Origin of the sequence: Candidatus Pantoea communis (assembly GCF_011752685.1) — a bacterium.
Lineage (GTDB): Bacteria > Pseudomonadota > Gammaproteobacteria > Enterobacterales > Enterobacteriaceae > Pantoea > Pantoea communis.
The window spans coordinates 1-24,570 of record NZ_VWXC01000036.1; the positions used below are offsets into that span (position 1 = coordinate 1).

Sequence of the window (24,570 nt, forward strand, 5' to 3'; positions counted from 1 at the left end):
ACCTTATCAGATGAGTTTTAAGCAGTCCGCACTGTATCTGAGAAGTCATCTGAGCCTGCTACCGGGCATCTCACCGGGAAAAATACCGCGGATAATGGAAGAGATAATGGCGATGGCTCCAGGGCTGATGCTGCCGGAAAGAAGAGTGCGGCATTACCCAAGGGCGGTAAAAAAGAGGCCACAACGTTATCCGTTGCGGCCTCCATTAAGATCTTAACTGACAAGCATTACGGCTGATGGCCGCCCTTTTCTATTCTGCCTCTGGCCGCTGTCGCGGCATCAACCACGCAATCCACAGCGTTAGCATCGCAATCACTAACGCCACCACAAACACCCAATGCAGCGAAGCAGCAATCTGCCCGGTCCACTGATGCAACGTTGCTTCGGACAGTGACTGACGGCTTTCATGTGACATGATTTGCTGCATCGGATCACTGGCCTGTGGCAGACGCTGCGCAAGATTGAAGTTCAGTACCGCGCCCATCAGCGCAGTACCAATCGCTGAACCCAGCATGCGGCTAAACATAATTGACGCGGTGCAAATGCCACGAATGTCGTAATGCGCATGGTTTTGCACCGACACCAGGAAGGTGGTGCTGGTCATGCCCATACCCGTGCCAATGACAAAAGCAGTCAGCCCGGCTTGCATGATTGAACTGTCGGTACGCAATAACAGCAGCAGCGCGCTACCCGCAATCAATAACAAGGCTCCCAGCTGCGCGGTAAAGCGATAGGACGTGACTAACATCAATCGACCACTCAGCGTGCTGGCTAACGGCCAGCCAATCGACATCATCGCCAACGCACTCCCCGCCTGCAGCGGTGTACCGCCAGTAATACCCTGAATCCAGGTTGGCAGAAACGCGCTGATGCCCATCATGGTGGCACCGATGATCAGATTGCCGGCATTGCCTGCCAGAATTAGACGGCTGCGCCAGATGGCGAGAGGAAACAGCGGTGCTTCAGCACGCTGTTCATGCTGTTTTAATTGCCAGCCCGCCAGCAGTGCCAATAACAGGAATGCCAGTAACCAGTAACCAAGGGCATCCGCCTGCAACAGCGCCACTAACAGTGCCGTAACGCAAATCATCAGCCAGCAGCTGCCGGTAAGATTCAGTGTTGCCCCTTTGTGATGCTCACGCGCCGGTAAGAAACGCGCTAACAGCAGCATGGAAAACAGACCGATCGGCACGTTCACCCAGAAAATCACCGACCAGTTAAAGTGCTGAACCAGCCAGGCACCACTCAGTGGCCCAATAATAGCCGCGACACCCCAGACGCTGGAAAGCCATCCCTGCACGTGGGCACGTTCGCGCGGGGAATAGATGTCGGCCACAATGGTGCTGGTGAGCGGCATAATCGCGCCTGCACCCAGCCCCTGAAACGCGCGAAACAGAATTAACCACGTCATGGTATGCGCAAAACCGCACAATACCGAACCGATCAGGAACAGCGAGACGCCAATGAAAAAGAGTCGTTTACGCCCCCACATATCAGCAAGCCGACCATAGAGTGGCACGCTCACCGCCTGAGTCAGCAAATAGATAGAGAAGACCCAGCCAAACTGCGAGAAACCGCCGAGTTCAGCAATAATGGTCGGCATCGCGGTCGCCACAATGGTGACTTCAATCGCGGCCATAAACATGGCGAGCATGCAGGCGATAAGGATCCAGTGGCGATGTTCCGTGTTCAATTCTGCAGTTTCAGTCATACGTCTCCCTTTTTTCTCTCAAGGCTAGCTGATTTTCCATCAGACGAGTTTCCTCTGCGTGCGCCTATTATGTGACAATGTCACATAATTCGATGAATTTTTTTTATTGTCGGATGATGCCTTATTTCATGCGGGTTAAGAAGGTTTTAACCGCCCTTCTATCTGTCTGATTTTGCCGTGAAAACTGGCGCAATACGCTAAGCATTGCTATAGCTTTTAACAGCACTTTCCAGTTATTCACTGGAAAAGCAGTATCTAACAGTCATTTTATCTGCAATTTAATAGCGTGAAGGATTTTCGTATGTGGTTTGTTCTCCATTACGCCTTCAACCGTGAAATGACATAACAAGATCGAACAATTTGTCGAATCAGGGAGACTCTCGCATGCAAAATGCATCGCTCGTTAGTAGAGCCGGGCTGGCACTACTGGCCATCGTCGCGGTGATTGCCCTGCTGGTTTGGGGAATCGGGTTGAATACGCTGCGCGACCGGCAAGAGGACTTAATTTATCTGGGTCAGCAGCATCTGTTTTTAGTGTTTTGGTCAATGTTTTTCGCCCTGCTGATTGGCATTCCGAGCGGGGTTTTGCTCAGCCGCCCGTTTGCTCGTCGCTGGGCTGAATATGTGATGCAGATCTTTAACGTCGGGAATACCTTGCCGCCGCTGGCTGTTCTCGCACTGGCCATGGTCATTGTCGGGATTGGCGATCGGCCTGCGTTAATCGCCCTGTTCCTCGCCTCATTGTTACCTATCGTGCGTAATACCTATTCCGGATTAAGCGCCGTACCGCCGTCACTGATTGAAGCTGCCAACGGCATCGGCATGACCAAATTCCAGCGTTTACGTCAGGTAGAAATTCCCAATGCCTTGCCAGTGATTCTGGCGGGTGTGCGCATTGCGACCGCCATCAATGTCGGTACGGCACCGCTGGCCTTCCTGATTGGTGCCAGCAGTTTTGGCGAACTGATTTTCCCCGGCATTTACCTCAATGACTTCCCTACGTTGATCCTAGGCGCCGTGGCCACCGCCCTGTTTGCGCTGATCCTCGATTTGCTGCTGGCAGCATTGGGTCGATTCCTCAGCCCGCACTCTGCGGCTTAACACAAGGAGCTAAGTGATGGGTAAAACGCATAACTTAACGCGCTGGGTGAAACACACGGCGCTGGCACTGGCCGCCACACTGGCCATCAGCCAATCCGCCACCGCGGCCACGCCGATTGTGATGGCAACCAAGAGCTTTACCGAACAGCATATTTTATCTGCCATGACCGTGCTCTGGCTGCAAAAGAAAGGTTTTCAGGTGGTCCCAAAGACCAATATCGCCACCACGATTGGTCGTAATGCGATGATCAACAAGCAAATCGATATGACCTGGGAGTACACCGGTACCTCGCTGATTATTTTCAACCACATCAACAAACCGATGTCATCTGAAGAGGCTTATAAAACCGTTAAACAGCTCGACGCCAAACTGGGTCTGGTGTGGCTCGATCCCGCGCCAATGAACAACACTTATGCATTTGCCATGCAGCGTGCACGCGCCGATAAAGAAGGTATCAGCACCATGTCGCAGCTGGTTGCCAAACTGGAACAGGTGCGCAAAACCGACCCCGACCACAACTGGAAACTCGGGCTCGACTTAGAGTTCTCCGGCCGTTCCGATGGCCTGAAGCCGTTGCAGAAAGCCTACGACATGCCGCTAGATCGCCCGCAGATTCGCCAGATGGACCCGGGATTGGTGTACAACGCGGTACGTGATGGTTTTGTCGATGCGGGCTTGATTTATACCACCGATGGCCGAGTAAAAGGCTTTGAACTCAAAGTGCTGGAAGATGATAAGCATTTCTTCCCGAGTTACAACGTCACGCCAGTCGTACGTCAGGATGTGTTGAAAAGCCATCCGGGACTGGATGCGGCCCTCAATCAACTCTCACCGCTGATCACCGACGAAGCGATCACCGAGATGAACAAACGTGTTGATATCGATCATCAGTCACCGCAGCAGGTGGCGCGTGATTTCCTGCAATCGAAAAACATGCTGTAAGGAGGCGTCATGGAGACTTTGCATTACATCATGAGTAACTGGCACACCCTGATGGCCTTAACCTGGCAGCACACCTGGCTGGTGCTGGTGGCAGTGGGATTCGCCATCATTGTTGGCGTGCCACTGGGAATTTTGATTGTGCGCTTTAAATGGCTCGCGACGCCGGTGCTCGGTATCGCCACCATCGTACTGACGATTCCAACCATCGCTCTGTTTGGTCTGATGATTCCGCTGTTTTCCATGATCGGTCAGGGTATTGGTGCATTGCCTGCCATCTGCGCGGTGTTCCTTTACTCCCTGCTGCCGATTGTGCGTAACACCCATACCGCACTGGAAAACCTGTCGCCAGGGCTGCGTGAAGCCGGTCGCGGCATAGGGATGACCTTCTGGCAGCGTCTGCGCTGGGTCGAAATTCCGATGGCGCTGCCAGTGATCTTCGGCGGTATCCGCACTGCGGTGGTCATGAACGTTGGCGTGATGGCGATTGCCGCGGTCATCGGCGCAGGCGGATTGGGTTTACAGCTGCTGGATGGTATCAGCGGCAGTGATGTGCGCATGCTGATTGCCGGTGCACTGATGATTTGTTTATTAGCGATTGTGCTTGATTGGCTACTGCACCGTTTGCAGTCGGCGCTGACTCCTAAGGGGATTCGATAATGATAAAACTGGAAAACCTGACGAAAACCTTTACACAAAAAAACGGCACCGCCTTCAACGCCGTGGACAACGTCAGCCTGGAAGTGCCAGCCGGAGAAATGTGTGTGCTGCTCGGCCCTTCCGGCTGTGGCAAAACCACCACGCTGAAAATGATTAACCGTCTGATCCCAGCCAGCAGCGGAAAGATTTTGATCAACGGTGAAGACACCAGCGGACAAGATACTGTGACGCTGCGCCGCAATATTGGCTACGTAATTCAGCAGATTGGTCTGTTCCCCAACATGACCATCGAAGAAAATATTACCGTGGTACCGCGCATGCTGGGCTGGGATAAAAAGCGCTGCCGCGAACGTGCTACCGAGTTAATGAGCATGGTGGCGCTCGATCCCAGCAAATTCCTGAATCGCTATCCACGAGAAATGTCCGGCGGTCAGCAGCAGCGTATCGGCGTGATCCGCGCGCTGGCTGCTGATCCACCGGTACTGCTGATGGATGAACCGTTTGGTGCTGTCGACCCAATCAACCGTGAAGTGATTCAGAATGAGTTTCTCGAAATGCAGCGCCAGTTGAAGAAAACCGTAATGCTGGTAAGCCATGATATTGATGAAGCACTCAAACTGGGTGACCGCATCGCGGTGTTTGGACAGGGCAAAATCGTACAGTGCGCCAGCCCCGACGAGCTGTTGGCAAAACCCGCCAATGATTTTGTTGGATCATTTGTTGGCCAGGACCGCACGCTGAAACGCCTGCTGCTGGTGCAGGCGGGCGACGTCACCGATCAACAGCCAACTATCACCGTGCAGCGCAGCACGCCGTTGCAGGAGGCGTTCGCCACCATGGATGACAACGACATGCGATCGGTCACCGTGGTAGATAATGATGGCAAGCCGCTGGGCTTTGTGAAACGTCGTGAAGCGCGGAATGCCGCCGGACGCTGCGAGGAGATGCTGCATACCTTCAAAGTAACCGGTAAGGCCGAAGAAAATCTGCGCGTGGTGCTATCCAAGCTGTATGAGCACAACACTGTCTGGATGCCGATCGTCGATGAGGAAGGACGCTACAGCGGTGAGATTTCGCAAGACTATATCGCGGACTATCTTAGTTCAGGACGCACGCGCCGCAGACTGAATCCTTAACAAGACGCACGGCAGCCTAAATCCAGACAAACCGCACAACAGCTAAAAAGTTGGAAGAGGCGGCAGAAGAGTAAAGCGTCCTGCGCCAGGGATGGCGCGGGCCGAGCCCCAGGGATGGTTTACGGCGTCTTTACGATCTGCCGCCTCTTCCAACGTACGCACAAACTCACAGCCATTGGTTTAGATCTCCAACTCTCCTCACGCAAAATCAGTGATTTTCCTCCACCGCACCGACAACCCGCTCATCACCCCGCTCCGATGGCAGCACGATATTCAACAGCATCGCCAGAATGCCGCCCGTGGTCACCGCATGACCAAACAAATTACTCACTAACGCTGGCAACTGCTTCAACACCTCTGGTACCGCTTCCACACCCAAGCCAATACCAAAGGACACCGCGACGATCAACATCTCACGGCGGCCCAACGGGGATTGCGTCATCACCCGAATGCCTGCCGCCACCACACTGCCAAACATCACCAGAGTGGCACCGCCGAGAACTGGCGCTGGAATTTGCTGCAGCACATTGCCGATCACCGGAAACACCCCTAACAGCAACAGCATCACACCAATCACCATGCCAACATAACGGCTGGCCACGCCGGTCATCTGAATCACACCGTTATTCTGCGCAAAGGTAGTATTAGGGAATGCCGAAAACATCGCGGCGAACAGACAGCTAATCCCATCAGCCAAAATGCCACCCTGCAAACGACGTTGAAAACCGTCGCCCTCAATGGGTTGCTGCGAAATCAGGCAATTCGCCGTCAAATCCCCTACCGCCTCTATCACGCAAATCACCGACACCAGCGCAATCGGCACGAAAATGCTCCAGCTAAAATCGAAACCAAAGCGGAAAAATGAAGGCAAAACCAGCCAGTGGCTGGACATCATCGGTTTGATGGGCAGATGGCCGGTCAGTGCCGCCGCCAGACAGCCCACGGCGATACCTGCTACCACCGCGAGAAGGCGCATCCAGCGATTCTGGGAACGGTTAAGCACAATAATCACCAGCAGCGTCAGCCCACCCAGCGCCAGATTTCCTGGCGCACCAAAGTCAGCAGCGTTATGGCCGCCTGCCCAATCGGTGATGCTCACTTTAATCAGGCTGATGCCGATCAAGGTAATCACCGTGCCGGTCACCACCGGCGTCAGCACTTTCCGCAACGGCGCTACGCAACGGCTGATCAACATGGGGATAAACGCGGCCACAAAGTTACAGCCCATGATCATCGCCATGATTGCTTCCGGTGAACCGCCCTGCGCTTTCACCATCAAACCGCCAGATAAGATGACGCCGAGAAAAGCAAAGCTGGTGCCTTGCAGGCAAATCATGCCCGCCCCAATCCCCATAAAGCGACGCGCCTGCAGAAATGTCCCTAAACCGGAAACCAGCAAAGACATGCTGATCAGATACGGAATGTAAGTCTGCAATCCGAGGATTGAGCCAATAATCAGTGGCGGCGTAATGATCCCTACCACGCTGGCAAGGACGTGCTGCAACGCAGCGAAAAAGGCGGGAACAGGACCAATACGGGCATCAAGCCCATACAATAAACCTTTAGGGGAGTGCGACATGTGTGTGCTCCGGCAGAATTTTCATCAGCATAGCTGATGCATGATTCACGCCATTGGCACTCACATTGAGGGAAAAATTTATAACCGCATGATTATAAGCTGATTTAAGCAGAACGATCTCGGATGCTGAACCCGAAACCTTAGATTCAGCCACCGATCATTTGCATCACTTCGTTTCATCATGCCGCAGGCTGTGCACTATCAACGTGCATTAATGCCTCATCCAGCAGGGAAATGTCCAGGTAACCACTCAGCTCACGCTGTTCGGCACGCGGCAGATAAGGCAACTCACCCAGCAGCGGTGCGCCTAGCTTTTCACGCAGAACATCAATGATTTCAGCGTAATGTGCTAATCCCGGATTAATACGGTTGGCGACCCAACCTGCTAAAGGCAGCCCATCACCTACGATGGCATTAGCAGTCAGTAAAGCATGGCTAATGCAACCTTCCTTAATGCCCACCACCATGACGACCGGCAGTTGTTCCTGTTGAACCCAACTGGACAACGGCTGCAGATCATTCATCAGACTGCGCCAGCCGCCAGTTCCCTCCACCACCACCCGCGCGGCGCGGCTTTGTAACTGCTCAAGGCTGCGGCTCAGCAACGGATAATCCATTCGCACGGATGCGCTGGTGCTGATTTCATCTTCTTCCAGGGTGATGGGATTCACCGCCTGGTAAGGCAGTTCAAGACCCGATGCCTGCTGCAGCAGCAAAGCATCTTTATTACGCAATCCGTCTGGCGTGTGCTGTGCACTTTTAGCAACAGGTTTGTAGCCTGCTGCACAGAGACCCGCTTTGGCGAAACACTGCAGCAGCGCGCGTGACACGACGGTTTTACCCACCGCGGTGTCGGTACCGGTGACAAAGATTGTTTTCACCTTACTCCTCCTTCGTTGAAGCGATGTGTAACCTGCGAAGAAGGCAGTTTAAGGAAATGTCTCGGATGGCAGATTGCGTTAGCGCAAACTTAAGGCGAGCAGTGATTAGCCTTGCAACAGTTTTACCAGCAAATGGCCGCTATAAAGTGAGTCTTTGATCAGCGCGGCGGCACCAAAAGTGCCCGGATCGCTAAAGCTGGTAGGGGCGAGTTGGATCTCATGACTGTATGCGGGTAACGCCTGCTGACGAATGGTGCTGCTAACGGCAGGAAACAGCACCTCAGCGGCTTGATTAAGCGGAGAACCAATCAGGATTTGTTGGGGATTGAAGATATTCACCATCATTGCCAACATGCGACCAATGTGGTGGCCGACACCGGCAATCACATCACGCGCCAGTCGATCGCCCTGCTGCGCGGCTGCGCATAAACTGGCGATGGTTAGCGGTTCCCGATGCAGCAAACTGTCGGGTTGCGAAGATAAACGCTGGGCCGCCAGCTGCAATAAACTGCCTGTGCTGGCCACGGTTTCCAGACAGCCATGATTACCGCAGTAACACTGCTGGCCGTAAGGATCGATCTGCGTATGCCCAATTTCTACCAGCGCACGACCTCGTTTGTGCAAAAGCTGGCCCCCGCTGATCACACCCGCACCAACCGTTTCATCAATCACTATTTGAATAACATCCTGCGCACCGCGCGAAGCACCGAACAGCGCTTCGGCCAGCGTCCAGGCGGAGATGTCATGTTGCACAAATACCGGTAAACCCGTGAGCGAGGAAAGTGTTTCACCTAACGGCATTTCCTGCACGTCATAGCCCGGCATGCGATGCACCACACCCGATGCCGCGTTAATTAAACCGGGTAAGGTGATGGCAATCGCGGTAAGACGCTCAAGTTTGTTCTGATGGCGGACGAAGAAGTCATTAACCATTTGCTGCAGCGTTTGCAGCAGCGGCTGGTCAGCGCTGGCAGGCAGTGGCAGTCGATCTTCCTGCAAAGCACGGCTGCTCAGATCGCGCAGCGTTAACGTGATATGTCCCGGTTGAATACGGATGGCAAGATAGTGCCAGGCGAGGGTATCAAGAATCAAACCAATGGCCGGACGGCCACGGCTGCCTGGATCCTGGAACTCGGTTTCCTGCACCAGATGCGCATCGAGCATTTCACGCACAATTTTGGTGATGCTGGCGGGTGCCAGCTGGGCACGTTTAGAAAGCTCAATACGCGAAATCGGGCCGTAAAGGTCAATCAGTCGGTAAACCACACCTGCGTTGGTCTGTTTTATTTGGTCAATGTGGCCAGGCTGACTGTCCAGATTCACGTCCTGCTCCCGGATATTTTCGCGCTTCTAAATAAACAGCAGCTATGGTGATGCAGATTGGCAGGCAGCGTCAAATATTTGATTAGAAATGTGATTTATCGCACATAAAGATCGGGCCATTGATCATCAGACGATTTAAATTTCGGCATTCTGCATCATCAATTGCATCATATTGTGCATTTGCGCAGTGGGTTGCCGCGTGGCTGACCAGACCAGCCAGACTTCAGAAATGGCATCGTGCTCCTGCAGGGGAATCCACACCACATCAGCCAGTCGCGCACGCCGGAAAGAAGCCGGTAATATGGACACTCCTAATCCGGTAGCAACGAGACCGAGAATCGTCATCGCTTCGCCCACTTCCTGTGTAATAAACGGTTTGATTTGATAACGGTGCAACAGCGCCAGTGTTTCCCCGTACAGCGCGGTCCCCCCCTGTGGATCAAAAAACACGAAGGGCTCGTTGGCCAGTGCCTGAATAGAGATCGTTTCGGCATCCGCTAGCGGATGTGCCCAGTGCACCAGCGCGCACAACGGCTCGCGCAACAGCACCCGATGCTGTAAATCGCTTGGCAACGGTGTGTTGCGCATCACCCCCAAATCCAGCCGACCTTCGTGCAGCGGTGCTAACTGCTGACGCGTGTTATTTTCCTGCATCGAAATATGCACTTCCGGCCAACGCTGACGAAATTGATACAGCGCGTCCGAAACCAGGCCGGTGAAGGGTGCGGAAGAGGTGAAACCAATACGCAGCTCGCCTTCCTGTCCACTGTGCACACGCGCTGCCCTACTGGCGGCTTGTTCAACCTGCAGCAAAATGACGCGCGCATCCTGTAAAAACAACTGACCGGCAGGTGTGATCTGCACGCTGCGATTAGTGCGGGTAAACAGCTGTGCGCCAATCTCATGCTCCAGCTGCTGAATCTGTTGACTGAGCGGCGGTTGGGAGATATTTAGCCGCTGTGCCGCGCGGCCAAAGTGCAGCTCTTCCGCAACGGCGATGAAATATCGCAGATGGCGCAACTCAATATTCATACTTTAAACGTCTCATTTGAGATTATTAATATATTGTACAACCTATTCCCATTTTCCTACAGTAATCAGACCGTTTCTCATCTAAGGATATTCCGTGAGTCGCTCTTCCCAGGCAGTGACAATTCGTGAAGACGAGTTGTCCGCTAAGCCTGATTCAACCGTAGCCTCCTCCGAATGGATTGAACGTGGATCGCCGCAGTTTATGCGCGTCACGCTGGCCTTATTCTCTGCAGGATTGGCTACCTTCGCGCTGCTGTATTGTGTGCAGCCGATTCTGCCCGTGCTGTCACAACAGTTTGGCGTCTCTCCCGCTGAGAGCAGTATTTCATTGTCACTCTCAACGGGGTTGATGGCGTTAGGCTTGCTGGTGACCGGCCCGCTCTCCGATGCCATCGGGCGTAAGTCGGTGATGGTCACTGCTTTAATGCTCGCCGCCATTTGCACGTTGATTTCGGCCACCATGACCAGTTGGCAAGGCATTTTGATGATGCGTGCACTGATTGGGTTGTCTCTTAGCGGTGTGGCAGCGGTCGGTATGACTTATTTAAGTGAAGAGATTCATCCCCGTGTTATTGCCTTCTCGATGGGGCTGTACATCAGCGGCAATTCAATTGGCGGCATGAGCGGACGCTTGCTCACCGGGGTGCTGACCGATTTCTTCTCATGGCGTGTAGCCATTGGGGTGATCGGTTGCTTCTCGCTAGCAGGCGCACTGATGTTCTGGAAGATTCTGCCGGCATCACGTCATTTCCGTCCCGCTTCGTTGCGACCGCGCAGTTTATTTATCAATTTCCGCCTGCACTGGCGCGACAAGGGTTTGCCGTTCCTGTTTGCAGAAGGTTTCCTGCTGATGGGCGCGTTTGTGACGCTGTTTAATTACATTGGCTACCGTTTGTTGAGCGCACCCTGGTCGCTAAGCCAGGCGGTGGTGGGGCTGCTGTCGGTGGTTTATCTGACCGGCTCGTGGAGTTCTCCTAAAGCAGGCGCGATGACCAGCCGCTTTGGCCGTGGTCCGGTAATGATTGGCGCCACCACCATTATGCTGGCTGGGTTGTTGCTCACCGCCTTTGAATCACTCTGGCTGATACTGCCCGGCATGATGCTGTTTACAGCGGGTTTTTTTGCCGCGCACTCCGTTGCCAGCGGTTGGATTGGTCCACGCGCACGCCGCGCCAAAGGCCAGGCATCGTCACTTTATCTGTTCAGCTACTACGTGGGTTCCAGCGTGGCGGGCACGTTAGGCGGTGTGTTCTGGCACAGCTATGGCTGGACGGGCGTGACGCTGTTCATCAGTGTGTTGCTGTTGCTGGCCTTGTTCGTCGGCTGGCGTTTACAGTGCCGAAAACTGTAATACCTTTCATCTAAACGACGGGGCCGCTGCGCCCCGCTTCTCGCTTAAGCCGTCAGAATCGCGCTTTCAACTAGTCCCACTTAAAACAAAACGACAATTCGTCGCTATAATCCATTTTATTCCAACAATAGTTAGATTTTCTTTTTTCACAGCAATGAGGACGTTAGATGCAACTCTATTATTACGTCGATAAGCATGCAGGCTATAACGACAACCATGTGGTACATGCAACAGGCTGCCCGTTCCTCCCTTCCGATGGTGCACGGCGCTTTCTCGGGACTTTCTACACCGCCACGGCCGCCATTCAACAAGCCCGTAAATTCTATTCCAATGCGATGGGATGCGAGCATTGTTGCCCGGTGGCGGTAAAAAAAAGCCTGACCACTCAGCATAGCGTGGCGCTAAAACACATGGTGCAACTCTGATAATGCTGGTCTGACAATCGCGTAGCGCTTAAGGCGTGTTGTTAAGTACGGCTGTCGCATCATTCTCATACAGAAACAGCCGACTTCCTCATCACGGAATCGTAAAGCGCTACGCTTTGATTGTTCCTGCCTGCGTTCACCCCTTAGCCAAAAAGCAAGAATTGATAATAACCTCAGGCTATTAACCAGGTCTTCAGCGATAAAAAATATTCAGGAATAAAAACGGTCTATATGGTTTTCATCCGCTCATTAATGCTCCACAATAGCCCCAATTTGTGATGCAGGTCACTTAACCGGGCTCGTTTCGCCCCCTCACTCGCTGTCAGATCGATTTGAACCCCATGCAACCGACTACCGTCTCACGTAAAACAGCCTGGCTACGCGTTGTGCTGCTGGCGATTGCCGCCTTTGTCTTTAATACCACTGAATTTGTACCTGTTGGCCTGTTGTCGGATATAGCGGCGAGCTACGCCATGAAGACCGCTGATGTCGGTATTATGCTGACCATTTATGCATGGGTCGTTGCGCTGTTATCCCTGCCGTTAATGCTACTGACGCGGAATATAGAACGCCGTCTGCTGCTGTCGGTGTTGTTCATTCTGTTTATCGCCAGCCATGTGCTTTCGTCCGTGGCATGGGATTTCACCTCGCTGTTGATTTCGCGCATCGGCATCGCACTGGCGCACGCGGTATTCTGGTCGATTACCGCTTCACTCGCGATTCGTGTTGCACCGGCTGGCAAAAAAACCCAGGCGTTGAGTATGCTGGCAACCGGTACGGCATTGGCGATGGTGTTGGGCGTGCCCATTGGCCGTATCGTTGGGCAATACCTCGGCTGGCGCACCACTTTCGGCATGATCGGCTTGTCAGCGTTGGTGCTGCTAATTTTGCTGGTGCGGATACTGCCACGTCTGCCGAGCGAGCACACTGGCTCACTGAGTAGCGTACCGATGCTGTTCCGCCGTCCGGCGTTAGTAGCAATGTATATTCTGGTGACGCTGGTGGTCACCGCGCACTACACCGCTTACAGCTACATCGAACCCTTTATGCAGGTGGTCGCGAATGCGGATGAGAACTTCACGACCTTACTGCTGTTGCTGTTCGGTTCAGCCGGGATTATCGGCAGCGTGCTGTTCAGTACGCTGGGCAACAAATTCCCCTCAGCGATGTTACTCGCCGCGATTGGCATCATCACGTTGAGTATGGGGCTGTTGCTGTTTGCCGCCGTGCGCCCTGCAGCCATTTCGCTGCTGTGCATTTTCTGGGGCATGGCAATGATGATGATCGGCCTGGCGATGCAGGTTCGTGTGCTGTCACTGGCACCGGATGCCACCGATGTGGCGATGTCCTTGTTTTCAGGGATTTATAACATCGGGATTGGTGCGGGTGCCCTGTTGGGTAACCAGGTCAGCCTGCATATGAAAATGTCGGATGTGGGTAACGTGGGGGGGTTAATTGGACTGGTTGCGTTGTTCTGGTGTATCACCATCTTCCGTCGGTATCCGCAACTCCGTTCAAACGGATAATCCGCTTCATAACCAGGGGCCCACATCGGTGCGCCCCTGCGCCATTCTTTGCGCTTTGGTGATTAGTTATAAATTACCGCTGTGCCATTTAGCTTGTTGTTGCCAGAGGTCGAAGTGATGCGGAACGACTTTGCTCCGGCAGCATTCGCCTTCTCCGATAGCTGGTTCTCCAGTGAAGTCAGGTTAGTGCTACCTGATGCACTCACCACACCAATTTGCTGCTGGTTCAATGGTGCCTGATTCACTAATTCAGCAGCCATGCTACCAAATGCGATGGATGACAGTGCGACTGCGGCTAATACCATTTTGATGCTTTTCATGATCGTCTCTCTTATGCAGATGAAAGGGGTCGGCTGAATTAAGTTAACAACCGTTAATTAAATGCTAGCGCCGAAGCGGGCATCTCGTCAATCATTTTATTAACGGTCATTATTTTATTAAGAAGTGGCGTGATTATGGGCTTTAGCGCCCTTTTTCACTTATCGATATGAGTGTTGTGCCGCAGGTAAAGCACAAACGGGCAAAGTGAATGAGAGGGAATGTCGGCTGCGCTTGCATATTTAGTTAGCGATCGGTAATTTAATTACATGTTCTTCATGCAGTGAAGTGTCCCTATGACGCAAATGACCGACACGCTTAATCGCAAAACGCGTGGTCGCCCCAAAGTGTTTGATCGCAACGATGCGCTGGATAAAGCATTAATGTTGTTTTGGGCACACGGTTATGAAGGCACCTCGCTGTCAGATTTGGTGAACGCAACGGGGGCGAAAGCGCCGACGCTTTACGCGGAGTTTGAGAATAAGGAAGGCTTGTTCCGCGCAGCAATGCAGCGCTACATCGATACCTTCAGCGCGCAGCGTAATCAGGTGCTTAAGGATGAAACACTCGATGTCAAAGCCGCGATTGAGGCCTATTTTCGTGCTACTGCAGCCTGTTTTACCGAGTGTGATAAGCCCGCTGGCTGTTTCTTTATCTGCACCTCCAGTGCGCTCTCTTCAGGCTCAGACGAGATTGCACAGATGCTGGCTAAGCAGCACCATGCACAGGAACGGGCTTTGCAGCAATTTCTGGATGTCCGGCAACAGCGTGGCGAATTGCCGCAGTGTGCCAACAGCGTTACGTTGGCCAGCTATCTGGCCTGCGTGTTGCAGGGCATGTCAGTGCGCGCCCGTGAAGGCGCAAGCCGTGACGATCTCGATGGAATAGTCGATACGCAGATGGCCATCTGGCCCGCTCTGGCAGGCTACTGCGCGTTGAACGCGTCATAGCCTGCTGACGATGTTTTATCACTTTGCAGTCAGGTGCGACCTCCAGGCCGCCCCTGACTTGCACCAAAGTGTCATGTTTGAAATCCTTAAGGCATAAAAAACATCGGTTTTAACACCTGGCTGATCGGGCTATTGTTCGCATTCGATGGCATCAAATCTTTCATCGATGCCCACCAACGCTGGCACACTTCCGTGTTTGCCACCGCCTCCCAACGTGCTTCCGACTCTATCTCCACGCTGGCGAATAACAAATTACGCTCCGCATCCAGCCAAATCGCATAGTTGTGCGCACCGTGAGCTTTCAACGTCTGTTCCAGCTCAGGCCAGATCGGTGAATGGCGACGCAGATATTCATCATGACAGTGCGCATGCACCTGCATCACAAAGGCTTTACGCAACATCACTGCGCTCCGCATCCAACGCCGCTTGCCACGGTTTGACGGCGAAGCGTTCACCCAGTGCCACCAGCTGTTCGGTGGTGATGCTCTGGCGAATCCCGCCCATTGACAGGGCTTTCACCACCACCTCCGAAGACTTCTCGGCCGTGTCGATCAGGCCAAAAGTTTCATCCAGATTCGGACCGGCACCGAAAATGCCGTGGAACGGCCACATCACCAGGCTGTGCGATGCCATGGCATCGGCGGTGGCCTGCCCAATCTGATCGGTTCCCGGCACCATCCACGGCAGAATGCCGACGCCATCCGGGAACACCACCAGACATTCGGTGCTGCCTTCCCATAGCAAGCGCGTGAAACGGGCGGAATCCAGATTCACTACGTAACTCAACGCCATAAAATTGGTGGCATGGCAGTGCATAATCACGCGGTCAGCCCCATTGGAAACCTGCTTGCGCACGCTATGCGACTGGAAATGCGCCGCCAGTTCCGAGGTCGGCAACCCGCCGTTGCTGAGTCCCCAATGGATTTTGTACGACAGTCCCTTATCGTCCACCTGTAGCAGCGCCAGACAGTCGGCGGGATCAAGTTGAACGTTACGGAAGAACTTGCCAGAACCGGTGACCAGGAACCAATCGTTTGCCAGCGCCGGCGCCGGTTGGGTTAACTCAATACAGCGCGGTTCGGCATAAAAATCAGCTGACCAGGCCTGCGCTTCCTCCGGCAGCAAACGCAGGCTGACATTGCCACCATTGCGCTCATCCCAGCCTTTCAGCCACATATCACTGGTCGCCTTCACCATGTTCTGAACGAATGAAGAAGAGAGAATATTTTGCATGGTAGATCCCTTATCGTAGACGCAATGTTTGTTGTTCATAGTGACGCACTTCGCTCAGCCAGCTGGCATCGGCGGGCACATCATGTCGCAGACACCATGCTTCCCAGACCGCCTGCCATGGCAGAGATTTCTGCTCTTCCAGCAGTGCCAGACGCGCGGTGTAGTCCCCTTCCTGCTCAAATTTACGCAGCTGATCGCTGGGTTCCAGCAGTGCGCGCAGCAGCGCTTTTTTGGCGTTGCGGGTGCCAATCACCCAGGCGGCGATGCGGTTAATCGAGGCGTCAAAGAAGTCCAGGCCGATATGCACTTTGTCGAACAGTTTGTGGCGGGCAATCTCAGTGGCGATGGCCTGGGTTTCATCATCGAGCAGCACTACGTGATCGCTATCCCAGCGTACCGGGCGGCTGACGTGCAGCAGCAAACGCGGCACGTACAGCATGGCAGTGGATATCTTGTCGGAAATCACTTCGGTTGGATGGAAATGTCCGGCGTCTAACGTCAGCGCCGTTTGACGGCTGGCGGCGTAGCCGAGGCAAAACTCGTTGGAGCCCACGGTGTAACTCTCCGCGCCGATACCGAACAGTTTGCTCTCTACCGCATCAATATGATGACGGGGGTCGAGCTTCTCACTGATCACCTCATCCAGCGCGCTGGCCAGACGCTCGCGCGGTGCCAGACGATCGATGGTGAGATCTTTCATGCCATCCGGCACCCAGATGTTCATCACCGATGGTGTCCCGAGCTGTTCACCAAAGTGCGCTGAAATACGGCGGCTGGCTTTGCAGTGGTCGATCCAGAACTGGCGAATCCCTTTATCGGCATGGGAAAGCGTAAAGCCGTCGGCGCTCAGCGGGTGTGAGAAGCAGCTGGGGTTAAAATCCAGTCCTAATTTGTTGGATTTCGCCCACTCTACCCAGCCGCTAAAGTGCTTCGGCTCAATGGCATCGCGTTCAACTGGCGAATCGCTTTCCAGATAAATGGCGTGGAGGTTGAGGCGTTTGGCGCCGGGGATCAGCGACATGGCTTTTTCTATGTCCGCACGCAGCTCATCCGCGTTGCGAGCGCGTCCCGGATAATTGCCGGTGGCCTGAATACCGCCCGTCAGTTCGCCATTCGGGTTTTCAAAGCCACGAACATCATCCCCCTGCCAGCAGTGCATCGACACCGGGATGCCATCCAGTTGGGTCATTACCTGGTCCACATCAATACCCAACGCCGCGTAGCGTTGTTTCGCCAGTTCAAAGGCTTGTTCAATCAGCTTTGTCATATGCAAGTTCCTTAGCAGGTTGGCTCAGTGCCGCAAAGCGTGCCTGGTGGGCAGCGAAGATGCTGGCGTTCTGAGGTGCAAACGTTTCTAACGGGAAATTTTTATCGATGCAGCGACGCAATTCGGCCACATCACGCAGTTCCCCCAACGCCATCAGCTGGCAGCCGACATTACCCAGCGTTGAGGCTTCAATGGGGCCAGCCAATACGGGCATTTCGCAGGCATCGGCACAGAGTTGGTTCAGTAATGGGTTCTGACTGCCGCCGCCGACCACATGTAACTGGCGAATCGCGGTTCCGCGCAGGTTGCCCAGTTCGCCTATCACCTGGCGATACAGCAGCGCCAGGCTGTCGAAAATGGTGCGTGCCAGCGCTGCAGGGCTTTGTGGAATCGGCATATGCTGCTCAGCGCAGGCATCCTGAATCTCCTGCACCATGCTGGCGGGATTAATAAAACGCGGATGATTAGGATTGATCAGGGCACGACAGGCGGATTCATTTTTTGCTTCGTCAATCAATGCGCAGAGATCTGAGATGTGCAATTCGCTGCATACGCGCTGTAATAGCCACAGGCCCATGATGTTCTTCAACACCCGATAGCCTTCCGCGCCACCTTCGTTGGTGATGTTGGCGTCGAGCGCCGTGCGGTTGACGCAGGGTTGCAGACTTTCTATGCCCATTAACGACCAGGTGCCAGAACTGAGATAAGCGGCATCTTCCTGCATCAGCGGCGTGGCCAGCACCGCGCTGGCGGTATCGTGCGTGGCCACGGCCACGACCGGAATTTTTTTACCGCTGGCATTGATCCAGTTGCCGACGGTGTTGCCCGGTGCAGTCGGTTTGCCGAACCAGTCGGCTTCGATCCCTGCCCACGACAGCAACTCACTATCCCACTCGCCAGTTTCAATGTTCAGCATCTGCGTAGTGGTGGCGTTGGTGTACTCCCAGTTCATGTTGCCGGTCAGACGATAATGCAGATAATCCGGGATCATCAGTGCATGCTTGACCTGTGCCTGCCAGCCCGGTTGTTGCTGGTGCAGCGCACGCATCTGATACAGGGTATTGAAGGGCAGAAACTGGATACCTGTGCGCTGGTAAATGGCGGCTCTGCCCAGCTCATTGATCGCTTGCGCCATCAATCCATCGGTGCGCGAGTCACGATAACTGACCGTTTCGCCCACCCGATCGCCGTTGGCATCCAGCAGCACCAGATCCACGCCCCAGGTATCAATGCCGATGCTGTCCGGCACGATGCCCTCATCATCTAACTGCGCCAGCCCTGCGCGAATCGCCTGCTCCAGACTGTCGAGATCCCAGCAATCATAACCGGCGCGACGAACACGTTGGTTGGCAAAACGGCACACTTCACGCAGGGTGATGCGCTGGTTAGCAGAGGTCCATTGTGCGAGCATCACGCGCCCGCTGGATGCGCCTAAATCAATGGCAACAATGTTACGCATACTCATGGCGTTTCTTCCTGTGATGAGATGGCTTTAGCGTATGAATACTGGCGCTTTGCCACCTTCCCCTTACTGCCAGCGCGTGATAGTCGATGGCAGGCTGGCAAAGATGATCGTGAGAAAGCTCACAGAACCGGGGAACAACAGAGTTGTGAGCTTTACCGCAATTCCATCAATCACTTGGCCGATCTTGAATAATTCGCCATTTTCCTGCGCTGTGCGGTTTAAATTTCAAGGTAAGGTGCACAGCGCCTGCGTAGACTCGGTTACAAAATTGTTAATCGAGAGGCGCATCATGACCGTTCTGCACAGTGCTGATTTCTTTCCGGAAGGAAACTACGCGATTGCTATTGAGCCGCGCGTACCGCAGCAGGCCTTTCCCGAACATCATCATGATTTCCATGAAATCGTGCTGGTTGAGCAAGGTTCCGGTATTCACGTGTTTAACGGCCAGCCGCAGACCCTGTGCGCCGGTTGCGTGTGCTTTGTGCGCGATCACGATCGCCATTTGTATGAGCAGACCGAGAATTTGTGCCTGACTAATGTGCTTTATCGCAGCCCGGCAGCGTTTCGTTTTCTCTCTGGTTTACAGTCATTGCTGCCCGGCGATGAAAACGGTAACTATCCGTCGCACTGGCGTATCAATCACAAGGTGATGGCGCAGGCGCTGCAGATTGTGACGCAGATGAAACAGCAGGAGATCTGGTCGCTGGAGCGTCAGGCGCATCAGGAACAGCTGTTCTTGCAACTGCTGGTGCTGTTGCGCGAAGCCGGTCACAACGATCAGGCGCAGGATCAGGAAGCACGTCTGCATCGGTTGCTTGACTGGCTCAATGAGCACTACAGTGAAGATATTGAATGGGATGCACTGGCCGATCGCTTCTCGCTTTCGCTGCGCACCCTGCATCGTCAGATGAAGCAGCAAACCGGCAATACGCCGCAGCGCTACCTGAATCGTCTGCGCTTATTGCAGGCCCGGCATTTACTGCGCCATAGCGATATGCGCATAACGGACATCGCCTATCAGTGTGGATTTGGTGACAGCAACCACTTTTCCACGCTGTTTCGGCGGGAATTTGGCTGCGCGCCCCGAGCGGAGCGCCAGCAGATGATGTAACTGGAGTGGTTCCCATGTCGCTGATTTTGACGCGCGAAGACTATTTCCCGGCCACCAATCTGCCGATTGCGGTGGCCGAACGCATGCCTCAACCCTCCTTCCCCCCGCATCGTCATGAATTCAGTGAAATTGTGATCGTCTGGCGCGGCAACGGCTTGCACGTGCTCAACGATCGCCCGTGGTTGATTACCTGCGGCGATGTGTTCTATATCCGCGACAATGATTGCCACAGTTATGACAGCGTCAACGATTTGGCGCTGGATAACATTCTTTACTGCCGCGATCGCTTTCGTCTGAGTCTGGACTGGAGCCAGCTGCTGCCCCCGCAGGACGATGATGCACCCAGCTGCTGGCGCTTAACCACGCGCGGCATGGCGCTGGCGCGTGGGGTGATCAGCCAGCTGGAGCGGGAGAGCCGTAAAAGCGATTCGTTGTCGATCCAGCTCTCTGAAGCGCTGTTCCTGCAGCTGGCGCTGATCTTGCGCCGGCATGGTTATGCCGCCGACCGTCCATGGGCGCTGCCGGAGGGTGAACAGCTTGATTTACTGATGTCTGCCTTACAGGGTGCACTGCACCGCCCATTCGACCTGGCCCATTTTTGCCAGCAAAATGAATTAAATGAGCGTGCACTGAAGCAGCTGTTTCGTCAGCAAACCGGCATGACGGTGGGACACTATTTGCGGCAGCTACAGCTGTGCCAGGCAAAATATTTGTTGCGCACCCAGGATTGTTTAATCAGTGAAGTGGCCGCGCGCTGCGGCTTTGATGATAGCAATTACTTCTCGGTGGTGTTTACGCGGGATACCGGTTTGACACCCAGTGCCTGGCGCCAGCGTTTTCTTCCTCAGCACGCCTCACTGAGCGATAAAATAAAAGCCTGACGCACCTTGCCGTGCGTCAGGCTTGTTCTAAAGCGGCTAATTCATTAGCCGTTGGCCATGCCCAATCCCACGATGTTGGCTGCGATGATGATCACCACACAACCCAACGACAGCACGCGCACCGGGCGCTGCCCCACCGCTTTCCACTCTTTCAACACCAGGCCGACTAAACCGCCGCACAGTACATACAGGCTCATGTGCAGCATCCAGCTGACAAAGTCATATTGCGCAGGAATTTTCGCGTGGCCCCAGGCGTAGAAGAAGAACTGCAGATACCACATGGTGCCGCCCAGCACGGCGAAGGCCACGTTGGCGATCAGCATCGGTTTCGCCACTGAGAAATCACGGCGCACTGACAGTTCCGGTTTGATCGCCAGGCGGATAAAGCAGTAGGCCAGATTCACTAAGGCGCCGCCGCCCATGATCACCACATAGCTGGGTAAGGCCACGTACAGCGGATTGATACCCAGATTGGCTGCCGCTTCATGCATCGGTTTCGCCGCATCCATCGCGAAAGACATCCCGGCGGAGAAGATGCCACACAGTACCGCCAGCACCAGCCCTTTCTTCAGATTAAACTCTTCGGCATTGATGCCGAGTGCACGCTCTTTCAACAAACCGGCACGTGAAACGATCGCCACACCCACCAACGCCACCAGTACGCCTAACAACGTCATTCGTCCGCCCGGCGAGCTGAACAGCTCTACAAAGCGTCCCTGCAACAGCGGCGTCATCAAGGTGCCCACCACGAGGGTGATACCGATGGCAATACCAATGCCCATCGACATGCCGAGATAACGCATGGTCAGGCCATAGTTGATATTTCCGACGCCCCACATGGCACCAAACAGAAACACCGGCAGCAGCTGCGAGAAGCTAAAACTACCGTAATACGCCCAGAAGTTGGGCAGCAGCACGGCACTGACCGCCCATGGCAGAATCAGCCATGACATTACGCCACCGACTGACCACATTGTTTCCCATGACCACTTTTTTACCTGCTTAAACGGAGCATAAAAACATGCGGCACTGGCGGCACCCACCAGATGCCATAAAATACCGGCAAGAATGGCACTGTTCATTGTTATTCCTTCGTAAGGTTGAGGCCCACAGGAAACCGACAGTTTCCCGATTAGCAGCAGTCTACGGTGTGCAGCTTTTCATCAGCCTTTGGATGGCTGCCGGAAAGCGCGCGCTGCTGGCAAAATTCGGCGGGTCTTCAACATGAGGATCACAAAATCGCATTTGCAGGCAACATTCTGACTGATTTCTATAAGTGACTTATTATTGAGGATATTTTTTATTTTTGTTGTGTTGATCGACACAGTTTTTGACTGACTGACTGCCAGCCTGCTGTTTAACATGGCAGTCACGCAAAGCCGCCCGATGAGCTTTCCCCCACGTGGCGAATTCCGTATAACGTTGGAAAAATCATCGCAACGAAGGAATGAGATGAATAGCAAAAGGTTGACGCTGCTGTTGTCGCAGCCGGTGAGCCGCGTGATGCTGGATGATATCCGCGCCATTGTGCCGCCCCAGGCGTTAAACGTGTTCATTAATGGATTGGATGAAGAGCGTTACGCCACACTTGACTGCATCCAGAGCGAAGAGAACTGCGCCCTGCTGGCTTCGGCCATCGTGGTGTGGCGTCAACTCGGGCATGTTCACCGCATTCGGTATCAGAAAGGCGAACATCTGCGCGAGGTGGATGACGCCAGCCAATTCCAGCTGTTCAGTATGATGAAAACCCATCGCGCCATTGTTCAACTCGCTTAACGATCAGGATAATTATGAAAATCGGACTGCTCTTCCCTATTGCCATCATCATTGCTGGCGTCAGTTTCCTCGCCTGGTTTATCGCCAGCGGTGCGGCGGTGCCGGGCTCCTGATATTTTTGCTGAAAAGGATGATTAGCTAACACGCTGAATACGCGGCATTTCATCAGGAATGCTGCGTCTGTCGTACCGTTCTTCCCTTCTCTGCCATCTCGTCATCCGCTCTGGCACTGACAAAAAGGTGCTACACCTTGATCTGTTTCACTCTCGATTCACACCCTGATAACGAAACCGATCGCGGAGACCCTACAGATGACAACACACCATCAACATTACATTAATGGCGCGTTTGTAAACGATCAGAACGATAAATGGATTGAGGTCATCAATCCGGCGACTGAAGCGCTGCTGTCACGCGTGCCGCAAGGCACTCAGCAAGATGCAGCACAGGCAATTGCGGCCGCAGATACTGCACAACCCGGCTGGGAAGCGTTGCCCGCAGTAGAACGCGGCAACTGGTTGCGTAAAATTGCCGCCGGTATCCGCCAGCGTGAACCCGAATTGACGGCCACGATTGTGGCGGAAGGCGGTAAAACGCAGGGGCTGGCGCAAACTGAAGTGCTTTTCACCGCCGATTATCTGGATTACATGGCCGAATGGGCGCGTCGTTATGAAGGTGAAATCGTCAATAGCGATCGTCCAAATGAAAATATCTTTGTATTTAAGAAAGCCATCGGTGTCACCACCGGTATCCTGCCGTGGAATTTCCCCTTCTTCCTGATTGCGCGTAAAGCCGCTCCGGCGCTGATTACCGGCAACACTATTGCCATCAAACCCAGTGAGCTCACCCCTAACAACGCGGCGATTTTCGCGCAGATTGTGCATGAGATTGGCCTGCCGAAGGGCGTGATCAACTTTGTGTTTGGTTATGGTCCTGAAGTCGGTCAGGAGCTGGCGGCGAACCCGAAAGTCGGTTTGGTGAGCCTGACCGGCAGCGTCGGCGCGGGCATTGCCACCATGCAAGCCGCAGCGAAAAATGTCACCAAGGTGTCGCTGGAACTCGGCGGCAAAGCCCCCGCGATTGTCATGGATGATGCGGACCTGGATCTCGCTGTGAAGGCGATTGTCAGCTCACGCGTGATCAACACCGGACAGGTGTGCAATTGTGCGGAACGCGTGTATGTCCAGGAAGGCATTTATGATCGCTTTATCACCGCTCTGACTGCCGCAATGAAGCAGGTGAAGTTTGGCAATCCGGCCGAACAAACCGATATCGACATGGGCCCGCTGATCACCGCCGCCGCGCTGGAACGCGTGGAGCAGAAAGTCGCCAAAGCAGTGTCTGAAGGCGGAAAAGTAGTGCTGGGCGGCAAACGCGCCGGTGATAAAGGGTTTTACTTCGAACCGACGATTATTACCGGTGTGCGTCAGGAGATGGAGATCATGCGTGAAGAGATCTTTGGTCCGGTATTACCAGTGATGACCTTTAAAACCCTTGATGAAGCCGTCGCGCTGGCTAACGATTGTGAATATGGCCTGACCTCTTCGATCTACACGCAAAATCTGAACACGGCGATGATTGCACTGCGTCAGTTGAAGTTTGGTGAGACCTACATCAATCGCGAGAACTTCGAGGCGATGCAAGGATTCCATGCGGGCTGGCGCAAATCGGGTATCGGTGGTGCGGATGGACGTCACGGACTGGAAGAGTATCTGCAGACCCACGTGGCGTATTTGCAGTTCTCCTGAGTGAAATACCTGGCTGAGTAGGTTACCAGCTGTAATAGCCCCCGTTTAAACCGGACACTTCACCAGTAAGACATACGCATAGAGCTATGTTTAAGGAGTGTCCTGTGCAAAGAATCGAAGTGATCACTGGCGAGCAAAAGCGCCGTCGTTATACTC

At 54.0% G+C, this 24,570-nt stretch carries 24 protein-coding genes and 1 pseudogene; 14 read left to right on the forward strand and 11 right to left on the reverse strand.

All coding sequences use genetic code 11. The features are described 5' to 3' along the window. Positions 1 to 217 (forward strand): annotated as a pseudogene (locus F3J37_RS28055) (IS4 family transposase); the annotation flags it as partial. Positions 218 to 250: 33 nt separating this feature from the next. Here F3J37_RS28055 and F3J37_RS26750 read toward each other — a convergent pair. Further along, the gene (locus F3J37_RS26750; protein WP_166936665.1) at positions 251 to 1,711 is read right to left on the reverse strand and encodes an MDR family MFS transporter; all 1,461 of its coding nucleotides are present in this window, start codon (positions 1,709 to 1,711) and stop codon (positions 251 to 253) included. Between the two features lie 384 nt (positions 1,712 to 2,095). Here F3J37_RS26750 and osmY point away from each other — a divergent pair, with 384 nt between their 5' ends. Genes osmY through osmV form a run of 4 tightly spaced genes read left to right on the forward strand, consistent with a single transcriptional unit; the run spans position 2,096 to position 5,548 of the window. Next, the gene (osmY, locus tag F3J37_RS26755; protein ID WP_034823434.1) at positions 2,096 to 2,812 is read left to right on the forward strand and encodes an osmoprotectant ABC transporter permease OsmY; all 717 of its coding nucleotides are present in this window, start codon (positions 2,096 to 2,098) and stop codon (positions 2,810 to 2,812) included. 16 nt (positions 2,813 to 2,828) lie between these two features. After that, positions 2,829 to 3,755 (forward strand): glycine betaine ABC transporter substrate-binding protein, encoded by a 927-nt coding sequence (locus F3J37_RS26760; protein ID WP_166936667.1) that lies wholly within the window; start codon positions 2,829 to 2,831, stop codon positions 3,753 to 3,755. A 9-nt stretch (positions 3,756 to 3,764) separates the two neighbouring features. Then, positions 3,765 to 4,412, forward strand: coding sequence for an osmoprotectant ABC transporter permease OsmW (gene osmW, locus F3J37_RS26765; RefSeq protein ID WP_034823432.1), 648 nt, complete (start codon positions 3,765 to 3,767; stop codon positions 4,410 to 4,412). Continuing rightward, positions 4,412 to 5,548, forward strand: a complete 1,137-nt coding sequence (gene osmV / locus F3J37_RS26770; protein ID WP_097117094.1) for an osmoprotectant ABC transporter ATP-binding protein OsmV — start codon at positions 4,412 to 4,414, stop codon at positions 5,546 to 5,548. The genes osmW and osmV overlap by 1 nt, the downstream gene beginning before the upstream one ends. 208 nt (positions 5,549 to 5,756) lie before the next feature. On the opposite strand, the gene F3J37_RS26775 is transcribed toward osmV, so the two are convergent. The 4 genes from F3J37_RS26775 to F3J37_RS26790 all read right to left on the reverse strand — a co-directional run bounded on the left by F3J37_RS26775 (position 5,757) and on the right by F3J37_RS26790 (position 10,363). Next, complete coding sequence (locus tag F3J37_RS26775) at positions 5,757 to 7,127, reverse strand: nucleobase:cation symporter-2 family protein (protein ID WP_166936669.1); 1,371 nt, start codon at positions 7,125 to 7,127, stop codon at positions 5,757 to 5,759. Positions 7,128 to 7,306: 179 nt separating this feature from the next. After that, complete coding sequence (bioD, locus tag F3J37_RS26780) at positions 7,307 to 8,008, reverse strand: dethiobiotin synthase (protein ID WP_058960489.1); 702 nt, start codon at positions 8,006 to 8,008, stop codon at positions 7,307 to 7,309. Positions 8,009 to 8,113: 105 nt separating this feature from the next. Next, positions 8,114 to 9,331, reverse strand: a complete 1,218-nt coding sequence (mlc, locus tag F3J37_RS26785) for a sugar metabolism global transcriptional regulator Mlc (RefSeq protein WP_160832956.1) — start codon at positions 9,329 to 9,331, stop codon at positions 8,114 to 8,116. Positions 9,332 to 9,466: 135 nt separating this feature from the next. Continuing rightward, positions 9,467 to 10,363: a LysR family transcriptional regulator gene (locus F3J37_RS26790; protein WP_160832957.1), complete on the reverse strand. Its 897-nt coding sequence runs from the start codon at positions 10,361 to 10,363 to the stop codon at positions 9,467 to 9,469. Between the two features lie 94 nt (positions 10,364 to 10,457). Between F3J37_RS26790 and ynfM the strand changes: the two genes are divergently transcribed. From ynfM to F3J37_RS26805, 3 genes are all read left to right on the forward strand, one after another. Then, positions 10,458 to 11,714: a multidrug efflux MFS transporter YnfM/SxtP(Kp) gene (gene ynfM, locus F3J37_RS26795; RefSeq protein ID WP_166936671.1), complete on the forward strand. Its 1,257-nt coding sequence runs from the start codon at positions 10,458 to 10,460 to the stop codon at positions 11,712 to 11,714. A 167-nt stretch (positions 11,715 to 11,881) separates the two neighbouring features. After that, on the forward strand, positions 11,882 to 12,139 hold the full coding sequence (locus tag F3J37_RS26800; RefSeq protein ID WP_034831174.1) for a hypothetical protein: 258 nt from the start codon (positions 11,882 to 11,884) through the stop codon (positions 12,137 to 12,139). A 341-nt stretch (positions 12,140 to 12,480) separates the two neighbouring features. Then, a complete protein-coding gene (locus F3J37_RS26805; RefSeq protein ID WP_166936673.1) occupies positions 12,481 to 13,665 on the forward strand; it encodes a sugar transporter in 1,185 nt (394 codons plus the stop codon). Between the two features lie 62 nt (positions 13,666 to 13,727). Here F3J37_RS26805 and bhsA read toward each other — a convergent pair whose 3' ends face one another. Beyond that, positions 13,728 to 13,985 carry a multiple stress resistance protein BhsA gene (bhsA, locus tag F3J37_RS26810; protein ID WP_166936675.1) on the reverse strand — a complete coding sequence of 86 codons (258 nt, stop codon included), beginning with the start codon at positions 13,983 to 13,985 and terminating at the stop codon, positions 13,728 to 13,730. Positions 13,986 to 14,279: 294 nt separating this feature from the next. On the opposite strand from bhsA, the gene F3J37_RS26815 reads away from it, so the two are divergent. After that, the gene (locus F3J37_RS26815; protein WP_166936677.1) at positions 14,280 to 14,933 is read left to right on the forward strand and encodes a TetR/AcrR family transcriptional regulator; all 654 of its coding nucleotides are present in this window, start codon (positions 14,280 to 14,282) and stop codon (positions 14,931 to 14,933) included. Between the two features lie 86 nt (positions 14,934 to 15,019). Here F3J37_RS26815 and rhaM read toward each other — a convergent pair whose 3' ends face one another. From rhaM to rhaB, 4 genes are read right to left on the reverse strand one after another with little or no spacing between them, the layout of a single operon-like run. Continuing rightward, the gene (gene rhaM / locus F3J37_RS26820) at positions 15,020 to 15,334 is read right to left on the reverse strand and encodes an L-rhamnose mutarotase (protein WP_160867370.1); all 315 of its coding nucleotides are present in this window, start codon (positions 15,332 to 15,334) and stop codon (positions 15,020 to 15,022) included. Then, positions 15,324 to 16,166, reverse strand: coding sequence for a rhamnulose-1-phosphate aldolase (gene rhaD, locus F3J37_RS26825; RefSeq protein ID WP_097117085.1), 843 nt, complete (start codon positions 16,164 to 16,166; stop codon positions 15,324 to 15,326). The genes rhaM and rhaD overlap by 11 nt, the downstream gene beginning before the upstream one ends. 10 nt (positions 16,167 to 16,176) lie before the next feature. Next, entirely contained in the window at positions 16,177 to 17,433 is a 1,257-nt protein-coding gene (locus F3J37_RS26830) for an L-rhamnose isomerase (RefSeq protein ID WP_166936679.1), read from the reverse strand. Then, positions 17,417 to 18,898: a rhamnulokinase gene (gene rhaB, locus F3J37_RS26835; protein ID WP_166936681.1), complete on the reverse strand. Its 1,482-nt coding sequence runs from the start codon at positions 18,896 to 18,898 to the stop codon at positions 17,417 to 17,419. The genes F3J37_RS26830 and rhaB overlap by 17 nt, the downstream gene beginning before the upstream one ends. 289 nt (positions 18,899 to 19,187) lie before the next feature. Between rhaB and rhaS the strand changes: the two genes are divergently transcribed. Both rhaS and rhaR read left to right on the forward strand, forming a co-directional pair. Then, complete coding sequence (gene rhaS / locus F3J37_RS26840; protein WP_166936683.1) at positions 19,188 to 20,009, forward strand: HTH-type transcriptional activator RhaS; 822 nt, start codon at positions 19,188 to 19,190, stop codon at positions 20,007 to 20,009. Positions 20,010 to 20,023: 14 nt separating this feature from the next. Continuing rightward, positions 20,024 to 20,890 (forward strand): HTH-type transcriptional activator RhaR, encoded by an 867-nt coding sequence (gene rhaR, locus F3J37_RS26845; protein WP_058962076.1) that lies wholly within the window; start codon positions 20,024 to 20,026, stop codon positions 20,888 to 20,890. A gap of 44 nt (positions 20,891 to 20,934) precedes the next feature. Here rhaR and rhaT read toward each other — a convergent pair whose 3' ends face one another. Then, entirely contained in the window at positions 20,935 to 21,972 is a 1,038-nt protein-coding gene (gene rhaT / locus F3J37_RS26850) for an L-rhamnose/proton symporter RhaT (protein ID WP_034831194.1), read from the reverse strand. 370 nt (positions 21,973 to 22,342) lie between these two features. Between rhaT and F3J37_RS26855 the strand changes: the two genes are divergently transcribed. The 3 genes from F3J37_RS26855 (at position 22,343) to aldA (ending at position 24,414) form a co-directional block, all read left to right on the forward strand. Further along, positions 22,343 to 22,666 (forward strand): hypothetical protein, encoded by a 324-nt coding sequence (locus tag F3J37_RS26855; protein WP_034831195.1) that lies wholly within the window; start codon positions 22,343 to 22,345, stop codon positions 22,664 to 22,666. A gap of 14 nt (positions 22,667 to 22,680) precedes the next feature. Continuing rightward, positions 22,681 to 22,779 carry a YoaK family small membrane protein gene (locus tag F3J37_RS26860; RefSeq protein ID WP_141399000.1) on the forward strand — a complete coding sequence of 33 codons (99 nt, stop codon included), beginning with the start codon at positions 22,681 to 22,683 and terminating at the stop codon, positions 22,777 to 22,779. A 198-nt stretch (positions 22,780 to 22,977) separates the two neighbouring features. Further along, positions 22,978 to 24,414 (forward strand): aldehyde dehydrogenase, encoded by a 1,437-nt coding sequence (gene aldA / locus F3J37_RS26865; RefSeq protein ID WP_166936685.1) that lies wholly within the window; start codon positions 22,978 to 22,980, stop codon positions 24,412 to 24,414. Positions 24,415 to 24,570: the final 156 nt, after the last annotated feature.